This window comes from Amphibacillus xylanus NBRC 15112 (genome assembly GCF_000307165.1).
GTDB classification, from domain to species: Bacteria; Bacillota; Bacilli; order Bacillales; family Amphibacillaceae; genus Amphibacillus; species Amphibacillus xylanus.
The window spans coordinates 1331683-1350912 of the sequence record NC_018704.1 but is presented as its reverse complement, the minus strand read 5'-3'; the positions used below and the strand labels follow the sequence as shown (position 1 = coordinate 1350912).

The following is a 19230-nucleotide window of genomic DNA, read 5'->3' as shown; positions in this document are numbered from 1 at the left end:
CAAACTTATGTGAATAGATATGAGTTATCTATTGATCTGCTTATATGCTAACAGTATTGTAACACAATTGACAAACAGTAACTGTGAAGATGATTTCCATAGTATGAAAAGGACCGATCAGTTCAAAATATAGTAAGTTATTTAAAATGATACTGAATGGATGATAATGAATGAAACGAAAAAAACTTGATTTACTTGCACTTGCCTCTATCCCGTTGGTCATGACGCTTGGAAATTCTATGTTAATCCCCGTACTACCGATTTTACAGTCTAAAATTAGTATTACTCAATTACAATCAAGCCTTATTATAACGATTTATTCCGTCGTAGCCATCGTATTTATCCCCATTGCTGGCTACTTGTCTGATCGATTTGGACGAAAAGTCGTAATTATACCAAGTTTGATCATTGTCGCAATAGGTGGAGCGATCTCTGCTTTTGCTTCCTGGAAGCTTAACGATCCATATTATTTAATAATGATTGGACGGTTTATCCAAGGTGTTGGAGCCGCTGGTGCGTTTCCCGTTGTCATACCGACAGTAGGTGATATGTATAGGGATGAGGATGATGCAAGTCAAGCACTAGGTATCATCGAAACATCAAACACATTTGGGAAAGTTTTAAGTCCTATCATCGGGTCATTATTGGCTCAATTTCTTTGGTATCTACCATTTATTTTTGTCCCGATATTTTCAATTACTGCTCTGTTGTTGATTATATTTTTAGTGAAAGTACCGAAAAGGACTGCTGTCGATCATCAAGCTTTCAAGGCTTTTAAGAAAAAAATTAACAAAACATTTAGAAAAGATGGAAAGTGGATTATTTCCGTTTTCATTATTGGTGTATTAAATATGTTCGTGCTATTCGGATATCAATTTAACTTTTCAAATCTACTTGAAAATGAGTACGAAATTAAGGGAGTATATGGCGGACTTATATTGGCAATACCTTTATTGATATTATGTATTTCATCGTTTCTGTCTGGAAAAATTATTGGTGACAATAAAGTCCTAATGAAGCGGATAATTTTTGGTGGGAACCTTTTGGTTAGTATTCCGTTTTTATTTATCTTTAAGGGGATTGGACTTGTATTAATGACGATATTTTTGTCTATTTCAAGTATAGGAATAGGACTTTCATTGCCATGTCTAGATACCTTAATAACTAAGGGCGTCAAGAAAAATATTAGAGGAAGTGTAACGTCAATATATAGTAGCATGAGGTTTTTAGGTGTAGCTACAGGTCCACCTATAGTAGCGATTATTGAAAGCGATTTCAAACTGTTATATTTTGTATTAGCGGGATTTAGTGCTTTAGCAGCATTGGTTGGTGCATTAGCCATTAAACCAAACTAAAGGATCCATCATTTACGATTGATAAATTATCTGATTTGTATAAAAATTATCATATTAAAAGATGATTTATGTCAAAATATCAGTTAGAATTAGACTACAATACTTATCAATTAAAGGGGAAAAATGTCATGGATAATTATAAACGAATTGATAAATTAATTATGAAATATTTAATTATTGGGGCGATTGTAATCTTATTAATTACAAATTACAAACAAGTCCTTCAATGGCTGTCTGTTCTGATGACGGTTTTACAACCGATCATTATGGGAGCAGGGATTGCCTATATTATTAATCTTTTAATGGTCCAATTTGAAAAAATATATTTTCCTAATAAACATGCAAAGTGGGTAAGAATGACTCGGCGACCAGTCAGTATCCTTTCTAGTTTTATTGTTGTGCTGTTCATTATTGTGTTTGTCATTAGTTTAATTGCACCACAGCTCATTTCAGTGTTCGCTACAATGATTGAAAAGGCCCCTGAATTGTTTACAATGGTTGAAAATTGGATCCTTCAATATAATGATTTATTTCCACAACTTGCAGATTTCGTCCAAGATGTTGATATTGATTGGCAAGGATTTGCGAGTCAATTCTTAAATATGATCAATAATTTTACTGGAAATGTCATTGAGACAACTGTTTCAACAATTGGATCTGTATTTAATTTTATTGTTAATATATTTTTAGCGATTATTATCTCTATTTACATTTTGTTAACGAAAGAAAAATTAGCAGGACAATTTAAACGTGTCTCAAAAGCGTTTTTGCCAGAACGTTTGGATCAGAACCTGCGTTATGTATTAAATGTGCTGAATGATTCATTTAGTAGCTTCTTTGTTGGAGAAACTATTGAAGCGGTTATTCTTGGTTCTATGGTCGCGCTTGGTATGTGGATTTTCCGTTTCCCATATGCCGGTATGATTGGTGCTTTAACAGGTGTCACTGCCTATATTCCTTTTGTCGGTGCATATATCTCAGCATCAGTTGGTTTTCTCTTAATCCTAGTTGAATCACCAATTCGTGCTTTATTATTTTTAGTATTAATTATTGTCATTCAGCAGATTGAAGGAAATATTATTTATCCGCGTGTCGTAGGTCAATCAATTGGCTTATCGGGATTATGGGTTATCGTCGGTATAACAATTGGGGGCGGACTTTGGGGCGTACCGGGAATGTTATTTGGTGTACCGATCTCATCAGCAATTTACCGTTTGATCAAAGATAATGTCGTCTTAAAAGAAAAATATAAAGGTAGATTGAAAGTTAAAGGATAAAATCAGTGATTAAGGGGGAGCGACTATGCGAATTTTAGTATTAGGTGCAGGGGGAATTGGTGGCTATTTTGGTGGCCGCTTAGTTGAAAAAGGGGAAGATGTTGTTTTCCTTGTTAGGGAAAAAAGAAAGCAACAACTAGAACAATCAGGATTAGTTATCAAGAGTACAAATGCTAATTATTCATTTAAACCACAATTAATGACTAAAGACCAGCATTCAGATCCATTTGATGTTGTGCTACTTTCAACAAAGGCATACCATTTGGACGAAGCGATTAAGGATTTAAAACCATTTGTTGGTGGAACCACAGTTATTATCCCTTTATTAAATGGGATTTCTCACTTAGATCAATTAATTAATGAATTTGGTAAGGAACGAGTAGCTGGTGGCCTATGTCAAATTGAAACGACATTAAATGAATCAGGAGAAGTCATACATTCAAGTTCTTTTGATAAGCTTGTGTTTGGAGAATTGAACAATGAAATGACAGAGCGAATTCAATGCGTAGCCACTGCTTTTAGTGGGACGAAAGCTGATTTTATTTTAAGTACACAAATATTACAAGATATGTGGCATAAATATTTACGCATTACCATTCTATCAGGACTAACGACATTAATGCGCGCACCAATTGGGCCGATTCGAGAGAGTTTAGGAGGCAGAGATTTCATTAAAGCCTTGTTTGACGAAGTTACCCAAATTATGAGAGCACATCATGCACCAATTGCTGATCATGTTGAAGATGGCCAATTATTAGCAATCGACGAGTTATCATATCATTTTAAAACCTCAATGCAACGCGATATGGAAAAAGGATCATTGATTGAGGGAGATCATATCCATGGCCATTTATTAACTCTTGCTGAACAAGCGAACCTAAAAGTTCCGTATCTAAGAGCAATTTACCAAAACCTTAAAGTTTACGAACAAAGTCTTTTGCACAATAACTAAAAAATAATAATTATATTACATTCAAAACATGTCTGTCAATAGCTAATTTGAAATTAAAATAAAATTGTGATAAAATAGAAATAGAAAGGTTATTAGCCAGCTAACGATTCAAATCGTACGCATACTTCTTTCGATTAGAAACTGCGTACGTTTTTTATTAATTTTACAAGCACATGTGTTTTCAGAATATATTTTATAGGGGTGTGAATGAGTGAATTTAATTAATGAAAAAATAACTCATGAGGTTTTTGGTAAGGGGAAAATTATTGATCATGACGAGACGTTTATTACCGTTGATTTTGAGGATGATACGAAAAAATTCGTATATCCAGATGCTTTAGGTAAATTTATCAAATTAAAAGATCGTGATGTTGCTGAATCTATGAAAGATATTCTAACAAAGGAAAAAGCAGAAAAAGAGTTAGAGCAGCAAAAACTTGATGAAGAACAAAGAAAACAAGCGGAAATTGCCTATCGGAGAAATAAGCTGAAGGATATAAAAATTCACGAAAGCTCACAAGTTGTTTTCTGGATCGAGGAAGAAGAGGTAGATGCTATATTTACAGATTGGCAAGTCTCAACAGGTACGATCCAAAGCGGTAAGAATGAAGGTCAACCAAATAAAGTTGCTCGTCTACGTCCAAATAGTGCAGTTTTATTAACCGTTAGAGCTAGTGATGAAGAGGAAGTTGATAGGAAAATTATTGGCCTCTATATGGTGAATGAAACATTTTCTGGTGAGTTAAACGATGAAGGTATGATTACTGCACATGAGAGTTATCGAATTACATTAACTAAAGAGGAATCTGACAAGATGTTGTTCTGGAACTACTATATTAATAAGAATTATCCGCACCGAACAACATGGAATTCCGGTCGATATCGATATTATGACAATGTTATGACGGCACAAATCTTAACAGATCTTATTTCCTTAAAAACAGACGAAAATGAAAAAGAATTAGCTGAGAGATTTCTTGCCTATTTCATTGAAATGAATTTACTTGATGATACGGAAATACCCAAACCAAATGGAGCACTTAAGCAGTAAAATTAAAAGTTATCTGATAAGTTGTACAATTTATAGCTATCGCTATTGTTGTACAGCTTTTTTAGTTTCTATAATTTTTGGTGTTGGTGAGTTCTTTTTTTCGAATTCGCTGACACCTTTTTGTGTTTTAATAGAAAAAGGCCAGCAGATTCCTTTATAATTAAGAAGTGAAAAACAGCAGGTGAACAAGTTGTATCTTAATTAAAATTAATATAAATTTATTCTCGGCTAATTATAAAACCTACCAACACTATTTGACATTGAACCCTTTTTTATTGATTTTCTAAAGTAATTTATTAAAACAATCGAGTAGGAGGAGGTAATTAACCGCCTTCTACTCGATTATAAAGTAGATCGTTATCAATCAATTTTTGATTTTAATGATTTAAAAATTATAGTCATCCTCATCCATAGCCTCTGATTCACCAATCAAATAGCTATTGCCAACTTGAGAGAAAAAGTCATGATTTGATGATTCAGTTGAAATACCATTCATCACAATCGGATTTACATGCTCTGGCATCCCATCTTGATAAAAAGCTTCGAATCCTAAATTTTGTAGTGCCTTATTTGCATTATATTTTACAAAAGTCATCACATCATATGTCCAACCAACTTGTGAATAAACTTCTTCGGTGAATTTCTCTTCATTTTTCATTAGGTCAAAAAGAAGTGCATAAATCCAATCCTTTAGTTCATTTTGTTTATCCTCAGATAGTTCATTGAAACCAAGTTGAAACTTATAACCTAAATATGTGCCATGAACAGATTCGTCACGAATAATAAGCTTAATAATTTCTGCGACATTTTCAAGCTTGTTGTTTCCTAAATACCACAGTGGTGCATAGAAGCCGCTATAGAATAAAAATGATTCGAGAAATACACTAGCTACTTTTTTTTGTAAAGGACTGCCATTTTGATAGATTTCATTAATACGCTTAGCTTTATATTGGATTAACAGGTTATTATTGCCCCAGTCGAAAATCTTGTCTATTTCATTTGTTGTATTTAAAGAAATGAAAATAGTCGAATATGATTTTGCATGTACGGATTCCATAAATAAAATATTGTTTAATACAGCTTCTTCATGTTGTGTTCGTACATCATCTCGCATCGCATTTGCGCCTTCTTCAGATTGTAATGTATCTAATAAAGTTAAACCAACAAATGCTTTATTTATAACATCACGCTCTTGATCAGAGAGCATTCTCCAGTCATTACGATCATTACTAACCGGAATTCGTGTGTCTAACCAAAATTGGCTCGTTAACTTTTCCCAGGTTGCTTTATCTAATCCATCTTCAATTTGATTCCAATCGATTGATTTATAGTAATGAACAGAATGACGATTGTCTTCACTGGCTAGAATCTCATTAAAATATTTTTTTCTCATTCTACATCCCTTTCCTAGTTCCTAATTATATAATGCAACTTTCACAGTGATTAACACCAATTTCTTGTGAATAGTTACCAGTATGTGTTCGAACATAATAGATCGTTTTAATTCCCTTTGTCCAAGCATAATTTCTTAATCGATTCAAATCTCTTGTCGTCATATTTTGCGTTTTTCCATTCTTCCATTCGTAAAGTCCTTCGGGGATGACAGAGCGCATAAATAACGTTAGACTCATACCTTGATCAATGTGCTTTTGAGCCGCTGCGTATGTATTAATTACATCACGCATGTCTGTATCATAAGCAGATTGATAATATTGAATCGTTTTATTATTTAAATGAGGGGCAGGGTAATAAACTGAACCGATATTTTCTTCTTGTCTATTTTCAATTAAATTCACAATAGGATGAAGTGAACTTGATGCCTCGTTAATATACGAAATACTACCTGTTGGTGCTATCGCAAGTAAATATGCATTATAAAGCCCATGCTTCATGATATCATCATTCAATTCTTTCCAATCCTCGATTGTAGGCATTGGAACATTTTTAAATATTTCCTTCACTTTTTCTGACTTAAAAGTAAACTCTTCTTGATCGATGTATTTTGTCCTTAAATATGATCCATCAGCATATGCAGATTTCTCAAACTCAAAAAATGTCTCTTGTTTTTCTTGGGCAAGTTTATTACTTGTCTTTAATGCATAATATCTTACAGCTCTAAAATAAGCATCAGTAAATTCAATCGCTTCATCTGATCCATAATGAATTTGATTAGTAGCTAAAGCTGTATGTAATCCCATTGCTCCTAGCCCAATTGAATGATATGATCGATTACCTTTATCAACAGTCGGAACGGCTTTAATACTTGTCATATCTGAAACAGATGTTAATGCACGAATAGCGGTATCAATTGATTCTTCAAAGTTATCTGACTTAATCATCTCGGTAATATTTGTTGATCCTAAATTACAACTGATGTCGTGACCAACTGCTTTATATGAAATATCTTCATTTAATTCAGAAGGGGATTGAACTTGTAGAATCTCACTACATAAATTACTCATAATAATTTGACCGTTAATTGGGTTATCATTATTTACAGTATCAATATTCACAATATATGGGTAACCAGATTCTTGTTGAAGCTTTGAGATTTCTTGTTCTAGCTCGCGAGCATTAATTCTATACTTTTTAATGTTATCGTTTTGCACTAGCTCATCATACATTTCAGTAATATTGATATAAGAAAATGGCTTACTATAGATTCGTTCAATATCATACGGACTAAATAGATACATTGGTGCATTTGTTTTTAATAATTCATAATATTTGTCTGGCACAATAAGACCTAATGATAATGTTTTCACACGAATTTTTTCATCAGCGTTTTCCTTTTTAGTAGATAAAAACTCATAAATATCTGGATGGAAAACATTTAAATATACAGCACCTGCACCATTACGCTGTCCAAGTTGATTTGCATAACTGAAGCTGTCCTCGAATATTTTCATCACTGGAACCACACCTGATCCAGCGTTAGCAATCTTTTTAATTGGTGCACCAGCTTCTCTTAGATTAGTTAAGTTAATACCAACGCCGCCACCACGCTTTGATAGTTGAAGAGCAGAATTAATTGTCCGACCAATTGATTCCATATTATCTTGTATGTCAAGTAAGAAACAACTGACAAGTTCACCACGAGATGTTTTACCAGCGTTTAAGAATGTTGGTGTAGCTAGTTGGAAACGTTTGTTAATATGCTCTTTTGCAATATTCCAAGCTAACTTTTCATCACCTGTAGCTAAATATAAAGCAACAAATCCAATGCGATCCTCATATCTTTCTAAATATTTACTACCATCATTAGTTTTAAGTGCATATTGGTTATAAAATTTATAAGCTCCCATAAAACTATTGAATCTAAATTTTTGTTCGTATAAAAAGTTAAATAACTGCTTTATAAATTCAAAATCATATTTTCTTATAAATGCTTCCTCAATATAATCATTTTCAATTAAGTAATTTATTTTTTCTTCAAGTGTGTGGAAGAACACTGTATTGGGATTAACATGTTCTAAAAAGTAAGCCCTGACAGCCTCTTTATCCTTATTTAATTGAATTTCATTATTTTCACTCGGTATATTAACCTGATTATTTAATTTGAAGTAAGTAATATCTTTAGTTTTTTCTATTGCTTGAATATTATATTTGCTCAATTAGTTTCAACTCCTCTTCTAATTTTGTGACATCTGACGCGGTTCCTTGGAATTCTAATTGATGTAATAAAGGAAGATTGTATTCCTTTGCTAGAACTTTAGCAGTAATACAAAACAAGTTAGCGAAATTCCGATTACCAACTCCAAATAACCCTTTACATAAAGTAAGATTACATTTTGTTTCTAAAAATTCAGCTGCCGTATCCGTTACAATAGGATGAATGTTAGGTTCGTATGAGGGCATAACAAGAATAAAAGGTTCGTTCATCTCAATCTCAAAATTTGACGGGGTAATTTCAATTGCTTGATATTGTTTTACTTTATGAACGTATTTTCTTGTTTGACCCGTTTGTGAGTAGTATACAATTTTAGCCATTATTACACCAACGTTTGTAATTTATCAGGTTGATAGCCTGAAAAAATTTGATCTCCTATCTTAACGACGGGTAAAGAACTAAATCCTAATTCTATAACTTCATCTAAATACGCTTTATTTTGATCAACTCTTTTTTCCTTATATAATATATTTTCTTCCTCAAGAAATTTTTTCGTAAAGACGCATTCAGGGCAGCCGCTTTTTGAGTAAACTATTACTTCCATGATAAAATTCCTCCGTATATATAAGTTGTATATGAAAATTTAGTTTTATTTGAAGATAATTTTGGGTGTAGTATATGCAAGCATTAAATTTCCCTCCCTTTAAATAATAAAAAACCATTCATTAGAGCATGAATGGCGTAAAACGACAGAAAGGTAGTGATAATGTTCTATCGTTTCTGCTTTTTCATCCCCGAAAAATAGAAACTATAAGTATTGGCAGGTCTCCTGGCTAGTGTTTCATCCTACTATAGCCCTTCCCATATCAAAGAAATGATACAGTGGTTTGCTAGTTCGTCAACACTTACAGTTGCGGGGGCAGCTTCAGATTTGACTGAATTCCCTTTTAAGACATATAAATGTCACCATTACTCAAGATACTATATTTTGTGTTATTTTATTGTTAATTACAACTCGATATACTACATATTGAATTATAACACATAATTTTTATTATACAACTAGATTGACTTACATAACATTTGTATTCGTTTACCATAAACACAAGTTATTTAAAAGGGAAGGGGTCAACCGTAAATCGTTAATTCTAATATTACTTATACTAGAGGCGCTGAGAAAATTAGTTGCTTTATAAAGTGGTATAATCGCTTATTAATCAGGAATGCTAATTATGTAGAGCAACAATATTGGAGGAAAAATTAATGGTTAATAAATATAGACAAGATAAACTACCCGAATCGCCAAATTCTTATTGGACTAATTATGATGAATTACCTAATTTCCCGAAGCTAAATACAGATATTCATGTTGATGCCGTTATCGTTGGTGGTGGTATCACAGGAATTACCACTGCCTATTTATTAACGAATGCTGGTTTGAAAGTTGCCCTATTAGAATCTGACCGGCTATTGAATGGTACCACAGGACATACGACTGCGAAAATAACAGCACAACATGATCTGATTTATGATGAATTGATTCGTAACATAGGTATAGACAGAGCAGGTATGTATTATGAATCCAATATGGAAGCACTGAATTTTATCAAAAAAACGATTGAATTACATGAAATTGATTGTGATTTCAGCCCTCAAGACGCCTGGCTTTACGCAACAACAGAAAAATATCAAGAAAAAATTGAAAAAGAAGCTATTGCCTATGAGAAGTTAAATATTAAAGGAAGTTTGGTTGATTCTATTCCATTTGGTATTGAGGTGAAAAATGCCTTAATCATGAGTAATCAAGCACAGTTTCATCCAGTAAAATATTTAACTGCGTTAGTTAAACAGATAATAAGTAAAGGTGCGCAAATTTTTGAGCAGACAACTGCTGTTGATGTGGAAACAAGAATCCAACGAACTGTTTATACTAGTGAAAAGTTTTCTGTAACAGCTGATTATATATTAGCTTGCAGTCATTTCCCATTTTATGAAGGGATTGGACTATATTCAGCTAGAATGCATGCAGAAAGATCATATATTATTGCTGCAAAATCAAATATTAAATATCCTGGAGGCATGTACCTTAGTGCCGATGAACCGAAACGATCATTAAGATCTGTAACGATTAATGATGAAGAGATGATTTTAATTGGTGGGGAAAGCCATAAAACAGGGCAAAGTGAAGATACACTGAAGCATTATGAAGCATTAGAGGTTTTCGGAAAACATCATTTAGGTCTTGAAGCAATTTCTCATCGATGGTCAGCTCAGGATTTGATTACAATCGATAAAGTACCATATGTCGGTAAGATAACCCAAGGACAAGATCGAATTTTAATTGCTACGGGTTATCGGAAGTGGGGTATGACTAATGGTACTCATGCAGCTATACTGTTGTCTGATCTCGTGTTAAAGCGAAAAAATAATTATCAAGATCTTTATAGGCCGTCAAGATTTTATCCGATACCAAGTATAAAAAACTTAATTGTTCAAAATGCGAATGTAGTAGAACAATTAATTAAAGGAAAGCTGCAATTAAGTCATATAACAACTGAATCTATCGCAAATGATGAAGCGGCTATTTTGACTATAGATGGAGAAAGAAAAGGGGCGTATAAGGATAAAGAGGGGAAGATTCATATTGTAGACACCACATGTACTCATATCGGTTGTGAAGTTGATTGGAATAGAGGTGAGAGGTCGTGGGATTGCCCATGTCATGGATCAAGGTTTTCTTACACAGGTGTAGTCTTGGAAGGCCCTGCAGAAAAGCCATTACAAAAATATGATTATAAGATGATAGACAATCTAACCTCTGACGATTCGGGCTATTAAATAAATATGATGTTCAGCACGTGTTATCTTTTATAAATCTAATGTTTCTCTTTAATAAGCACCGTAACACGTAAATTAACTTAATTCGTGTTACAATATTATCAGTAGTGTTATTCGTAATTGAGAGAAAGGGGTATCACCGTGAACAAACATAAAATTTATACAATGAGTTTTGCAAAAGTGTATCCACTTTATATAAAAAAGGTAGAACGAAAAGGACGGACAAAGGAAGAAGTCGATCAAATTATTACTTGGTTAACGGGCTATAGCATGGATGAAGTAAATAAACATATAGAACTTGAGACAGATTTTGAAAACTTCTTTACACATGCACCTAAATTACATCCAAATAGATAGTTAATTAAAGGTGTACTTTGTGGTGTCAGAGTAGAAGAAATTGAAGAACCAATTATGCAAGAAATTAGATACATGGACAAGTTAATTGATGAATTAGCAAAAGGTAAAGCAATGGAAAAGATACTAAGGAATTCATAACATTGAAACGTGACATCTGTTTATTAAAATGTCACGTTTTTCTTGTTATTCTGCTATAAGACCTTTAGTATCATTAAATATGATAAACTAATATAAAGAGATCAGAATGGAGGATCAGTAATGAGTATTGCAATTGTGACTGATACAGGCTGCAATATTACACCTGAACAAGCTGAAGAATTAGGAATATACATATTACCAATAGAAATTGTATTTGAAGACAGGACTTATAAAGATGGCTTTGAGATTACCAATCAAGAATTTTATGCGAAAATGGCTAACTCAAGTAAAGTACCGTCAACTTCGCAACCTCAACCTAATGAAGCCTTTCAATTATATAATAAATTAAGTCAAGAATATGATGAGATATTAAGTATTAGTTTAGGATCGACAGTTTCAGGAACAGTTCAAACATTAAATCTAGTCGCCCAGGAAATTGATCAAGCAAAAGTAACTGTTTATGACACTAAACTTGTTTCAATTCCGGCTGGTCACTTAGCAATTGAAGCTAAACGCTTAGCAGATCAAGGCAAAACAGTTGATGAAATTATGACCCATTTAGACGAATTAAGAGAAAAAGTAATCGCTTTTGCAGCAATATATGATTTGCAAAATTTAGTTGAAAGTGGAAGAGTACCAGCAGTTCTAGGAACAGTGGCTAAATTAGCAAAAATTAAACCAATTATTCGGATTGAAGCAAAGAATTCAAAAGGTTTAGAAATAGCAGAAAAAATACGAACAAACAAACGTGCAACTAATAGATTAATTGAATTAGTTAAGGAGCATATTGAATCAATTGATTATCCGGTTCAAATTGATGTAGCGCATGGTAATATTCCAGAAGTTGCTGAAGAAGTGCGTCTTCAATTATTAAATGAATATCCTGATATGAACATTAATATTCGTCTACTCACAAGTGTAATCGGTGCTCATTCAGGACCAAATATTGTTGGTGTTTTTATTGCACCAAAGTAACTTAGCAATTGGTTATGTAGAAACTCGTAGAGCTGACTTTCCTGAAAGTAAATTTACGCTTGTATTTCTAGCTTTACCAGGAGAATCTTATGAGCTTGAACTTACTTATAATTACGACCGTGAAGAACCATATGACTTAGGTAATGCATATGGTCATATTGCATTAGGGGTTGAAGATTTAGAGGCAAAGTATAAAGAATTATCGGATAAAGGTTATGAAGTAACGGAATTAAAAGGACTAAATCAGGTGGTGATCATATGATTAAGCGATTTTTGAACGATAGACTTATTTTTATACGAATATTAGTTGTAATCGTCGTACTGGCAGCATTAATATTGCCGTATTTAGATTTAATGTCGCATAGTAAGACACCGGTAATCATTATGATGACAGTCTTAATATTTCATATCATTGATGATATGTTCGGTGAAAATAATTAAACTACAAAAACAATGTATTTAAGGATATTTATTAGGGTAGAGTTATCTAAATCTGATAGTAGCTGTCTTATTTCTTTTTCTTCACTCTAGTTTACATAATATAAATTATAGGAAGTTATATGTTTGTTGGTATTTAATATAGATAGTTATCATCTTAGCGAATAAAATCATCATAGTAGTATAATTTTTCAAGATTAAATGCTTAAAACTTTTAAGGTATTTTCTAAATCGTCATTTTAACGCATTTACATGTATCGTTGTTCATCATTCTATTTCTAATTGCGTTTAAATGGCTTCTAGCAACACGTAAAAATGTCGTTAACAAACAAAAAAATCCTTACTCATCATTTATATAACGAGTAAGGATTTTTAATTAAAAATTAAATTAATGTAAATGAAGCTAAGCTTGGTCGACCGTGTCCTCTATATGTGATATAGATTGACTGGATGCCGTTCGGCATATTAATATCTGATTCTACTTCAGTCCAAATATTTTTATTGCTTACCGGGAACGTTGCAAGTACTTCGCCATCCCATGTAGTTTTCACTTCAAAGTGACCATTACAATAGCCTCTATATTTAATTCTAAACTTAGTTACATCTTTAATGTCAAAATACTTAAATCCTGCTGTTGAAGAATCAGTCATATTTTGAATATAGCCGATTTCCTCATCGCCATCTTTACCATCTTGAGTAATGCGTGGGAATTGAGTATTCATCCACAGATCTCCTGAATAAGCTTGTTCATCTTTATGGAATAAATTACAAGCGATATAAGTAGGATACTCTCCGCGTCCTTCCAATGGTCCACCATTAGGACCGCATGATGTCATCTCTACCTGTGGAATTGAACCATCCTCTAATACTTCAATTGGTTCTAAGCATGCTTGGCGGCTAAAGTTTGAACCATTTGTATGTCTATGGTAGAAAATATACCACTGGCCATTAATTTCAACAATACTTCCGTGGTTATTTCCACCGTAAGCCATTGGTTTATTAGCTGGCTTATAAGTATCAATGTGCATATCATTATTACTTACAATAACACCTTGGAACTCATAGCCTTTTGTTGGATGCTTACTTGTTGCATAGCATAGTTCATGAAATACAGTTGAAGAATAAATAATATAATATGTGTCGCCAATTTTTCTTGGTGAAGGTGCTTCGAAAAACTCATGACCTTCAAAACCACTACCTTTAGCATATGGTTCGCTTGGCAATACAGTAACTGTTTCTTCAACAATCGTAATCATATCTGGTCCAAGTACTGTTGCCATAGCACCTGTACGTGATTTATCACCAACTGCACAGAATCCAGTTAATAATAATGTCTTATCTCCTTCAGTTAATACACCTGGATCAAATTGTGGTTCATCTCCAGGTCTTTCACCTAGACGATTTCCGTCTTTATCTTGAACATAACCATAAAACTCGAATTTCCCTGCTGGTGAATCAGATACTGCTACTGATACTAGAGGTGTTTTATCTAGGTTATAGTATAAATAATAACGACCATCTGGACCAATTGTCACATCCGGTGCATAAAGACACATGCTACCATCCTTGTTCAGTGGATCGTCAGTTTTCTTATAAATAACACCTTCATAGCGCCAGTCTGTTAAGTCATCAACTGGTGCAGACCAAGTAACATAATCGTTTAAGCAATAAACATCTCCGTTAAAACGATCATGCGAACCATAAATATAAACGCGATCATTAAATACATAAGGTTCTGCATCAGGGATATATTCCCATGATGGAAGATATGGATTAAACCCTTGTTTTTTCATAAAATATACACCACCAAAATTTTTATTATACTAAACATTGCTATATCTTTAAGCTAGAGATTCAAATCTCTTATACTCTATTGTAATTGTAAAGCGCTTGCATTAACAAGTCAAATTTCATAGTATAATAGACAATTTCTATATTCGATGGCATAATTAATGCGATTTTGTCAGATTTTAAGAATTAATAATTATCCTTCAGGAAGTGCTACATATTTTAATATCGATTCGTTTTTTATCACAAACAAGTTATCATAATCATCTAATATATAAACTTTCGTTTTTTTCTAGATTAGTCGAGGATATAATTGTTCTATCGACGTCTGCATTATACTCTGCTTCTGCGGAACAACCAACTAAAAAGCTAAAAATCATAATCAGTAAAAAAATCTTTTCATCATACATCTCCTCTGTAATAATATTTTTCCATATATGTTTATAATATGATTTTTTTGAATAAAAAAAACCAGTTAATTCTTTACTTTTAAGATAATGACAACTTCTTTTTACTTATTTTTGATTAAATATTGATAAACATAATCATCCATATAATAGCCGTTACCGATATCAATTTTCTCCTCAGTAATCCGAATTAAACCCAATCTTTCATAAGCACGAATGGCAACTAGATTTTCCTTATTTACATTAAGTACAATTATATTAAAGCCTAATGCTTGTGCTTTACTTTTTACGAAATCAAACATTTCACTTGCTATGCCTTGACCACGGTACTCTTTTTCTAGATAAAATTTACTTAAATATAGATCGTCTCTCCTAGGGTAAAAAGCGATAAACCCAATTTTTCTATTATGATAATCTGTGACGAAATAATATTGATAATTCTGTGCTAATTGCTCAAGAATTGATGTAACCGATTGGAACTTTTCGATCATATAATCATTTTGAGCTTTACCTATAATCGGATCATAATGTTCTTTCACAATTTTAGATGCTAAACTAGACAATTCATGTATTGCCTTCATGTCAGTTTTTTTAATTTCAATGTATTTCATATGTCCTCCCCATAACCTTTCTATTGCCATTTTCGTTTTATTTCCACTCTAGTAATTCAATTCTATTACCAAATGGATCATTGATATAGATTCTATTGGCTCCAGGTAGTAGTGTATCAACTTGATATTCGATATTGTGTTTAGATAAATGTGCTTTTAAGTGATTAAGATTCTCAACAACAAATGCAGGGTGAGCCTTTTTAGCTGGATTAAACGGTTCTTCAATATCAATATGAACTTGTTGATTGCCAATTAAAAACCAGACTCCACCACGTTTACTTAATATTTCGGGTTTTTCTATTTCTTTTAGTCCTAAAACGTCTGAATAAAATTGTCTTGCACGGTCATCAGAACCCTTTGGAGCAGCTAACTGAACATGATCAATCTTCAACAATGAAAAACTCATATATTAACCTCCACCTATTATTATTTGAAAATTTAAAAACTTCTTTTTATAAATATAGTCAATCTATTAATTTTAAGCAACTCATATTTATGAAAATAAAAAATCATACCTTTTGTATCGTAAACTTTACAAAAGGTATGATAAGTGATTTATTTGCCTTTACGCATCATATTATATTTTTCAACTGGTTGGTCTAGTCGTACTTTTGTAATCATCATCGCATGTTTAGCGCGGTCAATTGGTTCATCGTTCTCATCCCAAAGTTCAGTGATTGTTTGCTTAAAGTGATAGAAGTTTGGCCCGAAGAATTCAACTTCATCACCGACACCGAAGTTATTTCTTTGTTGGATTGTTGCAATTTTCGTATTTTCATCATAATCCAAAACTAATCCAGCAAAATCGTATTTAGGAATTCTAGCAGGTCTACCGAAAAGCTGGTCTTTTTCAGTTGGTTCATTATAGTAAAAGCCACTCGTTAATGAACGTTGCGCTGCTTTCCAAATTTCATCAATCCACTCTGGATCAATTTTGTAGTTCTCAGGATCTTCGAAGTAAGTATCAATTATTTTTCGATAGACGTTCACAACAGTTGCGACATAGTGAATACTCTTCATTCTACCCTCGATTTTAAATGAATCTACACCTGCCTCAATTAAATCAGGTAAATATTCTACCATACTCATGTCTTGGGAGCTCATGCTGTATTGTTCGTTAGCTAATTCTGAGATTGGCTCTGTACCATCAATTCCATCCTCAAATAGGTCATACTTCCAACGACATGACTGGGCACATCCCCCTCTATTTGCATCTCTAGCAGACATATGATTTGATAAAACACAGCGACCTGAATATGAAATACACATCGCACCATGAATAAATGCCTCTATTTCAATATCAACCTTTTCCTTCATTTCGCGAATTTCTTCAACAGAAACCTCTCTAGCGAGAACAACACGTGGAATACCTTCATTCTTCCAAAATTCTGCTGTTTTCCAGTTAGCAACAGATGCTTGTGTACTAATATGCACTTCTAAATCTGGTGCTGCTTCACGACAGGCTTGGATTAATGCTGGATCGGCAACGATAACAGCTGCTATCCCAATATCATATAATTCTTTAAAATATTCATGTAAACCTTCTAAGTTTTCGTTGTGTGCAATGATGTTAGCAGCAACATATACTTTTGCACCATATTTATTAGCAAATGCTACACCTTCACGCATTTCATCAAAAGTAAAATTACCCGCATTCGATCTTAAACCGAACTGTTGTCCACCAATATAAACAGCATCGGCTCCATAATGTATAGCAAATTTTAGTTTTTCTAAATTACCTGCGGGTGCAAGTAATTCTGGTTTTTTTCTAGTTATCATCTATATAACCCCTCTTATTAATAAATCTGTTCTTTAAAATAGAATCCGGTGTTAAGTCTACGACTCTCTGGTTGAATTTCATCAATAGCTTGCTTATAGTCTGCTTTTTTAAGCGCATAAGCTGCTGGATCATCTAAATAAGTATCAATTGCTTCTCGGTATAATGAAACAATTTGCTCATTGTAATCTATTGTCTTAAGGATCCCCTCAATATACAGTCCGTCAATCTTCGCATCAAGAATTTGATCAAGATACTCAATCATTGCTAAGTCCTCATTACTCATAATGTGTGTGCCATTTACGTCTTCAAATATTGGATAATGAGTTTCGGGCTTCTTATTTTCTTTAATATAACGTTGAACGGTTGAATCATATGCTTGATCGATTTGATTGTAGTAGTTTCTAATTAACTTTCGCTTAGAATGAAAAATATTAGTCATACCGTGAACTTGAATATTAATTGGAAAATTAACTTTCTCTTTCATCTCAAACACAGCAGTTAAAGACAGCTCATTAGATAATGTTGCTCGTTTTAAACCTCTATTAGCCCAGAAATTCAATGTTTGATAGTTCGTTGATAATGTTTCTGGATCCCAAGTTAGAGGTAAAGAACTATTAATATCAGATAAAATTTGATAAATAGATTGATCTCCTGCAATAATGCCATCAACATTGATTTCTTCTAACTCTTTTAAATAACTTGGTAATTCGGTTAAATGTTGATTGTGGTAAATCGCATTGACCCTAACATATACTTTCTTACCTTGGTTATGAAGCCATTCGGTTGCCTCACGAATGTCAGACAGTTCAAAATCGCCAGGTACACGGTTAGCAAATTGTTGATGACCAATTAATAATGCATCAGCACCAGCAAGAGCTAATCGTTTTACTTCATCAATATTTCTTGCAGATGCTTGTAATTCAGGTATATATAACGTCATTGTCTTATCTCCTTTAAAAAATCACTAACTTCTATTATAAACAGAAAAAAATTTTAGCTGATTGATAATTAGCTAAAATTAACTCCGTCCTGATTAAAAATAAATTGACTACAATTATTATGAAGCAATCAGATATAAAATCAGTGACATATATCACACTTTTTCTTACTTATTTATATTTTAAACTAGTAAATATGACGAAATTGTGTCAATAATAAAAAAGTCCAAAATCTTAGTAAGTTAAGATTTTAGACTAGTTCTTATAGTTAGCGCCAAAATGTAGTTGTATCTAATTTATCCTCAATATTAAATTTAATTATCTCTTCAAGTAACTTATAATCAACTTCCTGTTCCCACCCAATTCGAAATAGCCCTTTAGTGTGAGAGTATCCAGAATTCTTAATTTGATCTGAGAATTTAGCAATCGTTACTTCCTCAGGAGCAACAGCTAAATGTTTTTTTGCAGTACTAAAGCCTATAATATATGTGCCATGATCAGTAAACATTGGTTGATTCCATTTAATTTCTGGTTTTAAGTTTGGAAATGTCTTCAATATCCAGTCTAATATTGCTTCAGTTCTTTCACGGTGATTTACGTTATCAATTTTTGCTAAAAAATCAGAAAAAGTATTGATTACAACCACTCCTCTCTTTGCTTAAATTTTATCGTATAATGTATTCATAGTCTAATCTTAAACACTGATTTTATCCGA

18 protein-coding genes, 1 pseudogene and 1 riboswitch are annotated in these 19230 nt (G+C 32.8%); of the genes and pseudogenes, 9 read left to right on the top strand and 10 right to left on the bottom strand.

The features are described 5' to 3' along the window. Positions 1-170: 170 nt before the first annotated feature. The 4 genes from AXY_RS06745 (at position 171) to AXY_RS06730 (ending at position 4635) form a co-directional block, all read left to right on the top strand. A complete protein-coding gene (locus tag AXY_RS06745) occupies positions 171-1355 on the top strand; it encodes an MFS transporter (RefSeq protein WP_015010049.1) in 1185 nt (394 codons plus the stop codon). A 68-nt stretch (positions 1356-1423) separates the two neighbouring features. Further along, positions 1424-2632, top strand: a complete 1209-nt coding sequence (locus tag AXY_RS06740; RefSeq protein WP_197536009.1) for an AI-2E family transporter — start codon at positions 1424-1426, stop codon at positions 2630-2632. Between the two features lie 25 nt (positions 2633-2657). Next, complete coding sequence (gene panE / locus AXY_RS06735; RefSeq protein WP_015010047.1) at positions 2658-3584, top strand: 2-dehydropantoate 2-reductase; 927 nt, start codon at positions 2658-2660, stop codon at positions 3582-3584. A 211-nt stretch (positions 3585-3795) separates the two neighbouring features. Beyond that, on the top strand, positions 3796-4635 hold the full coding sequence (locus AXY_RS06730; RefSeq protein WP_015010046.1) for a hypothetical protein: 840 nt from the start codon (positions 3796-3798) through the stop codon (positions 4633-4635). 385 nt (positions 4636-5020) lie between these two features. Here AXY_RS06730 and nrdF read toward each other — a convergent pair whose 3' ends face one another. Genes nrdF through AXY_RS06710 form a run of 4 tightly spaced genes read right to left on the bottom strand, consistent with a single transcriptional unit; the run spans position 5021 to position 8849 of the window. After that, complete coding sequence (gene nrdF / locus AXY_RS06725) at positions 5021-6028, bottom strand: class 1b ribonucleoside-diphosphate reductase subunit beta (protein ID WP_015010045.1); 1008 nt, start codon at positions 6026-6028, stop codon at positions 5021-5023. Positions 6029-6053: 25 nt separating this feature from the next. Beyond that, positions 6054-8249 (bottom strand): class 1b ribonucleoside-diphosphate reductase subunit alpha, encoded by a 2196-nt coding sequence (gene nrdE / locus AXY_RS06720; protein WP_015010044.1) that lies wholly within the window; start codon positions 8247-8249, stop codon positions 6054-6056. Further along, positions 8236-8625, bottom strand: coding sequence for a class Ib ribonucleoside-diphosphate reductase assembly flavoprotein NrdI (gene nrdI, locus AXY_RS06715; RefSeq protein WP_015010043.1), 390 nt, complete (start codon positions 8623-8625; stop codon positions 8236-8238). Before nrdI ends, nrdE begins: the two co-directional genes overlap by 14 nt. Positions 8626-8627: 2 nt before the next feature. Next, on the bottom strand, positions 8628-8849 hold the full coding sequence (locus tag AXY_RS06710; RefSeq protein WP_015010042.1) for a glutaredoxin family protein: 222 nt from the start codon (positions 8847-8849) through the stop codon (positions 8628-8630). Between the two features lie 198 nt (positions 8850-9047). Next, a riboswitch (cobalamin riboswitch) is annotated at positions 9048-9231 on the bottom strand. A 277-nt stretch (positions 9232-9508) separates the two neighbouring features. On the opposite strand from AXY_RS06710, the gene AXY_RS06705 reads away from it, so the two are divergent. From AXY_RS06705 to AXY_RS06685, 5 genes and pseudogenes are all read left to right on the top strand, one after another. After that, positions 9509-11083 (top strand): FAD-dependent oxidoreductase, encoded by a 1575-nt coding sequence (locus AXY_RS06705; protein ID WP_015010041.1) that lies wholly within the window; start codon positions 9509-9511, stop codon positions 11081-11083. A gap of 141 nt (positions 11084-11224) precedes the next feature. Then, positions 11225-11578, top strand: a pseudogene (locus AXY_RS06700) (DUF2200 domain-containing protein). A 120-nt stretch (positions 11579-11698) separates the two neighbouring features. Next, complete coding sequence (locus AXY_RS06695) at positions 11699-12553, top strand: DegV family protein (RefSeq protein ID WP_015010038.1); 855 nt, start codon at positions 11699-11701, stop codon at positions 12551-12553. After that, positions 12540-12815, top strand: coding sequence for a VOC family protein (locus AXY_RS06690; RefSeq protein ID WP_051007532.1), 276 nt, complete (start codon positions 12540-12542; stop codon positions 12813-12815). The genes AXY_RS06695 and AXY_RS06690 overlap by 14 nt, the downstream gene beginning before the upstream one ends. Continuing rightward, positions 12812-12994 carry a hypothetical protein gene (locus AXY_RS06685; protein WP_015010036.1) on the top strand — a complete coding sequence of 61 codons (183 nt, stop codon included), beginning with the start codon at positions 12812-12814 and terminating at the stop codon, positions 12992-12994. The genes AXY_RS06690 and AXY_RS06685 overlap by 4 nt, the downstream gene beginning before the upstream one ends. 380 nt (positions 12995-13374) lie before the next feature. Here AXY_RS06685 and AXY_RS06680 read toward each other — a convergent pair whose 3' ends face one another. The 6 genes from AXY_RS06680 to AXY_RS06655 form a co-directional block, all read right to left on the bottom strand. After that, positions 13375-14784, bottom strand: a complete 1410-nt coding sequence (locus tag AXY_RS06680; RefSeq protein WP_015010035.1) for a family 43 glycosylhydrolase — start codon at positions 14782-14784, stop codon at positions 13375-13377. A 506-nt stretch (positions 14785-15290) separates the two neighbouring features. Next, entirely contained in the window at positions 15291-15797 is a 507-nt protein-coding gene (locus AXY_RS06675) for a GNAT family N-acetyltransferase (RefSeq protein WP_015010034.1), read from the bottom strand. A 37-nt stretch (positions 15798-15834) separates the two neighbouring features. Then, positions 15835-16203, bottom strand: coding sequence for a VOC family protein (locus AXY_RS06670; RefSeq protein WP_015010033.1), 369 nt, complete (start codon positions 16201-16203; stop codon positions 15835-15837). A 149-nt stretch (positions 16204-16352) separates the two neighbouring features. Continuing rightward, on the bottom strand, positions 16353-17576 hold the full coding sequence (locus AXY_RS06665; RefSeq protein ID WP_015010032.1) for a peptidase U32 family protein: 1224 nt from the start codon (positions 17574-17576) through the stop codon (positions 16353-16355). A gap of 17 nt (positions 17577-17593) precedes the next feature. Further along, complete coding sequence (locus AXY_RS06660) at positions 17594-18517, bottom strand: peptidase U32 family protein (protein WP_015010031.1); 924 nt, start codon at positions 18515-18517, stop codon at positions 17594-17596. A 266-nt stretch (positions 18518-18783) separates the two neighbouring features. After that, positions 18784-19152 carry an iron chaperone gene (locus tag AXY_RS06655; protein WP_041450294.1) on the bottom strand — a complete coding sequence of 123 codons (369 nt, stop codon included), beginning with the start codon at positions 19150-19152 and terminating at the stop codon, positions 18784-18786. Positions 19153-19230 lie beyond the last annotated feature (78 nt).

Bases quoted from the DNA above. Each gene is read 5' to 3' on its own strand.
- AXY_RS06745 (WP_015010049.1), top strand. From the start codon at position 171: ATGAAACGAAAAAAACTTGATTTACTTGCACTTGCCTCTATCCCGTTG.
- AXY_RS06740 (WP_197536009.1), top strand. From the start codon at position 1,424: ATGTCAAAATATCAGTTAGAATTAGACTACAATACTTATCAATTAAAG.
- panE (WP_015010047.1), top strand. From the start codon at position 2,658: ATGCGAATTTTAGTATTAGGTGCAGGGGGAATTGGTGGCTATTTTGGT.
- nrdF (WP_015010045.1), bottom strand. From the start codon at position 6,028: ATGAGAAAAAAATATTTTAATGAGATTCTAGCCAGTGAAGACAATCGT.
- nrdI (WP_015010043.1), bottom strand. From the start codon at position 8,625: ATGGCTAAAATTGTATACTACTCACAAACGGGTCAAACAAGAAAATAC.
- AXY_RS06710 (WP_015010042.1), bottom strand. From the start codon at position 8,849: ATGGAAGTAATAGTTTACTCAAAAAGCGGCTGCCCTGAATGCGTCTTT.
- AXY_RS06705 (WP_015010041.1), top strand. From the start codon at position 9,509: ATGGTTAATAAATATAGACAAGATAAACTACCCGAATCGCCAAATTCT.
- AXY_RS06695 (WP_015010038.1), top strand. From the start codon at position 11,699: ATGAGTATTGCAATTGTGACTGATACAGGCTGCAATATTACACCTGAA.
- AXY_RS06685 (WP_015010036.1), top strand. From the start codon at position 12,812: ATGATTAAGCGATTTTTGAACGATAGACTTATTTTTATACGAATATTA.
- AXY_RS06680 (WP_015010035.1), bottom strand. From the start codon at position 14,784: ATGAAAAAACAAGGGTTTAATCCATATCTTCCATCATGGGAATATATC.
- AXY_RS06675 (WP_015010034.1), bottom strand. From the start codon at position 15,797: ATGAAATACATTGAAATTAAAAAAACTGACATGAAGGCAATACATGAA.
- AXY_RS06670 (WP_015010033.1), bottom strand. From the start codon at position 16,203: ATGAGTTTTTCATTGTTGAAGATTGATCATGTTCAGTTAGCTGCTCCA.
- AXY_RS06665 (WP_015010032.1), bottom strand. From the start codon at position 17,576: ATGATAACTAGAAAAAAACCAGAATTACTTGCACCCGCAGGTAATTTA.
- AXY_RS06660 (WP_015010031.1), bottom strand. From the start codon at position 18,517: ATGACGTTATATATACCTGAATTACAAGCATCTGCAAGAAATATTGAT.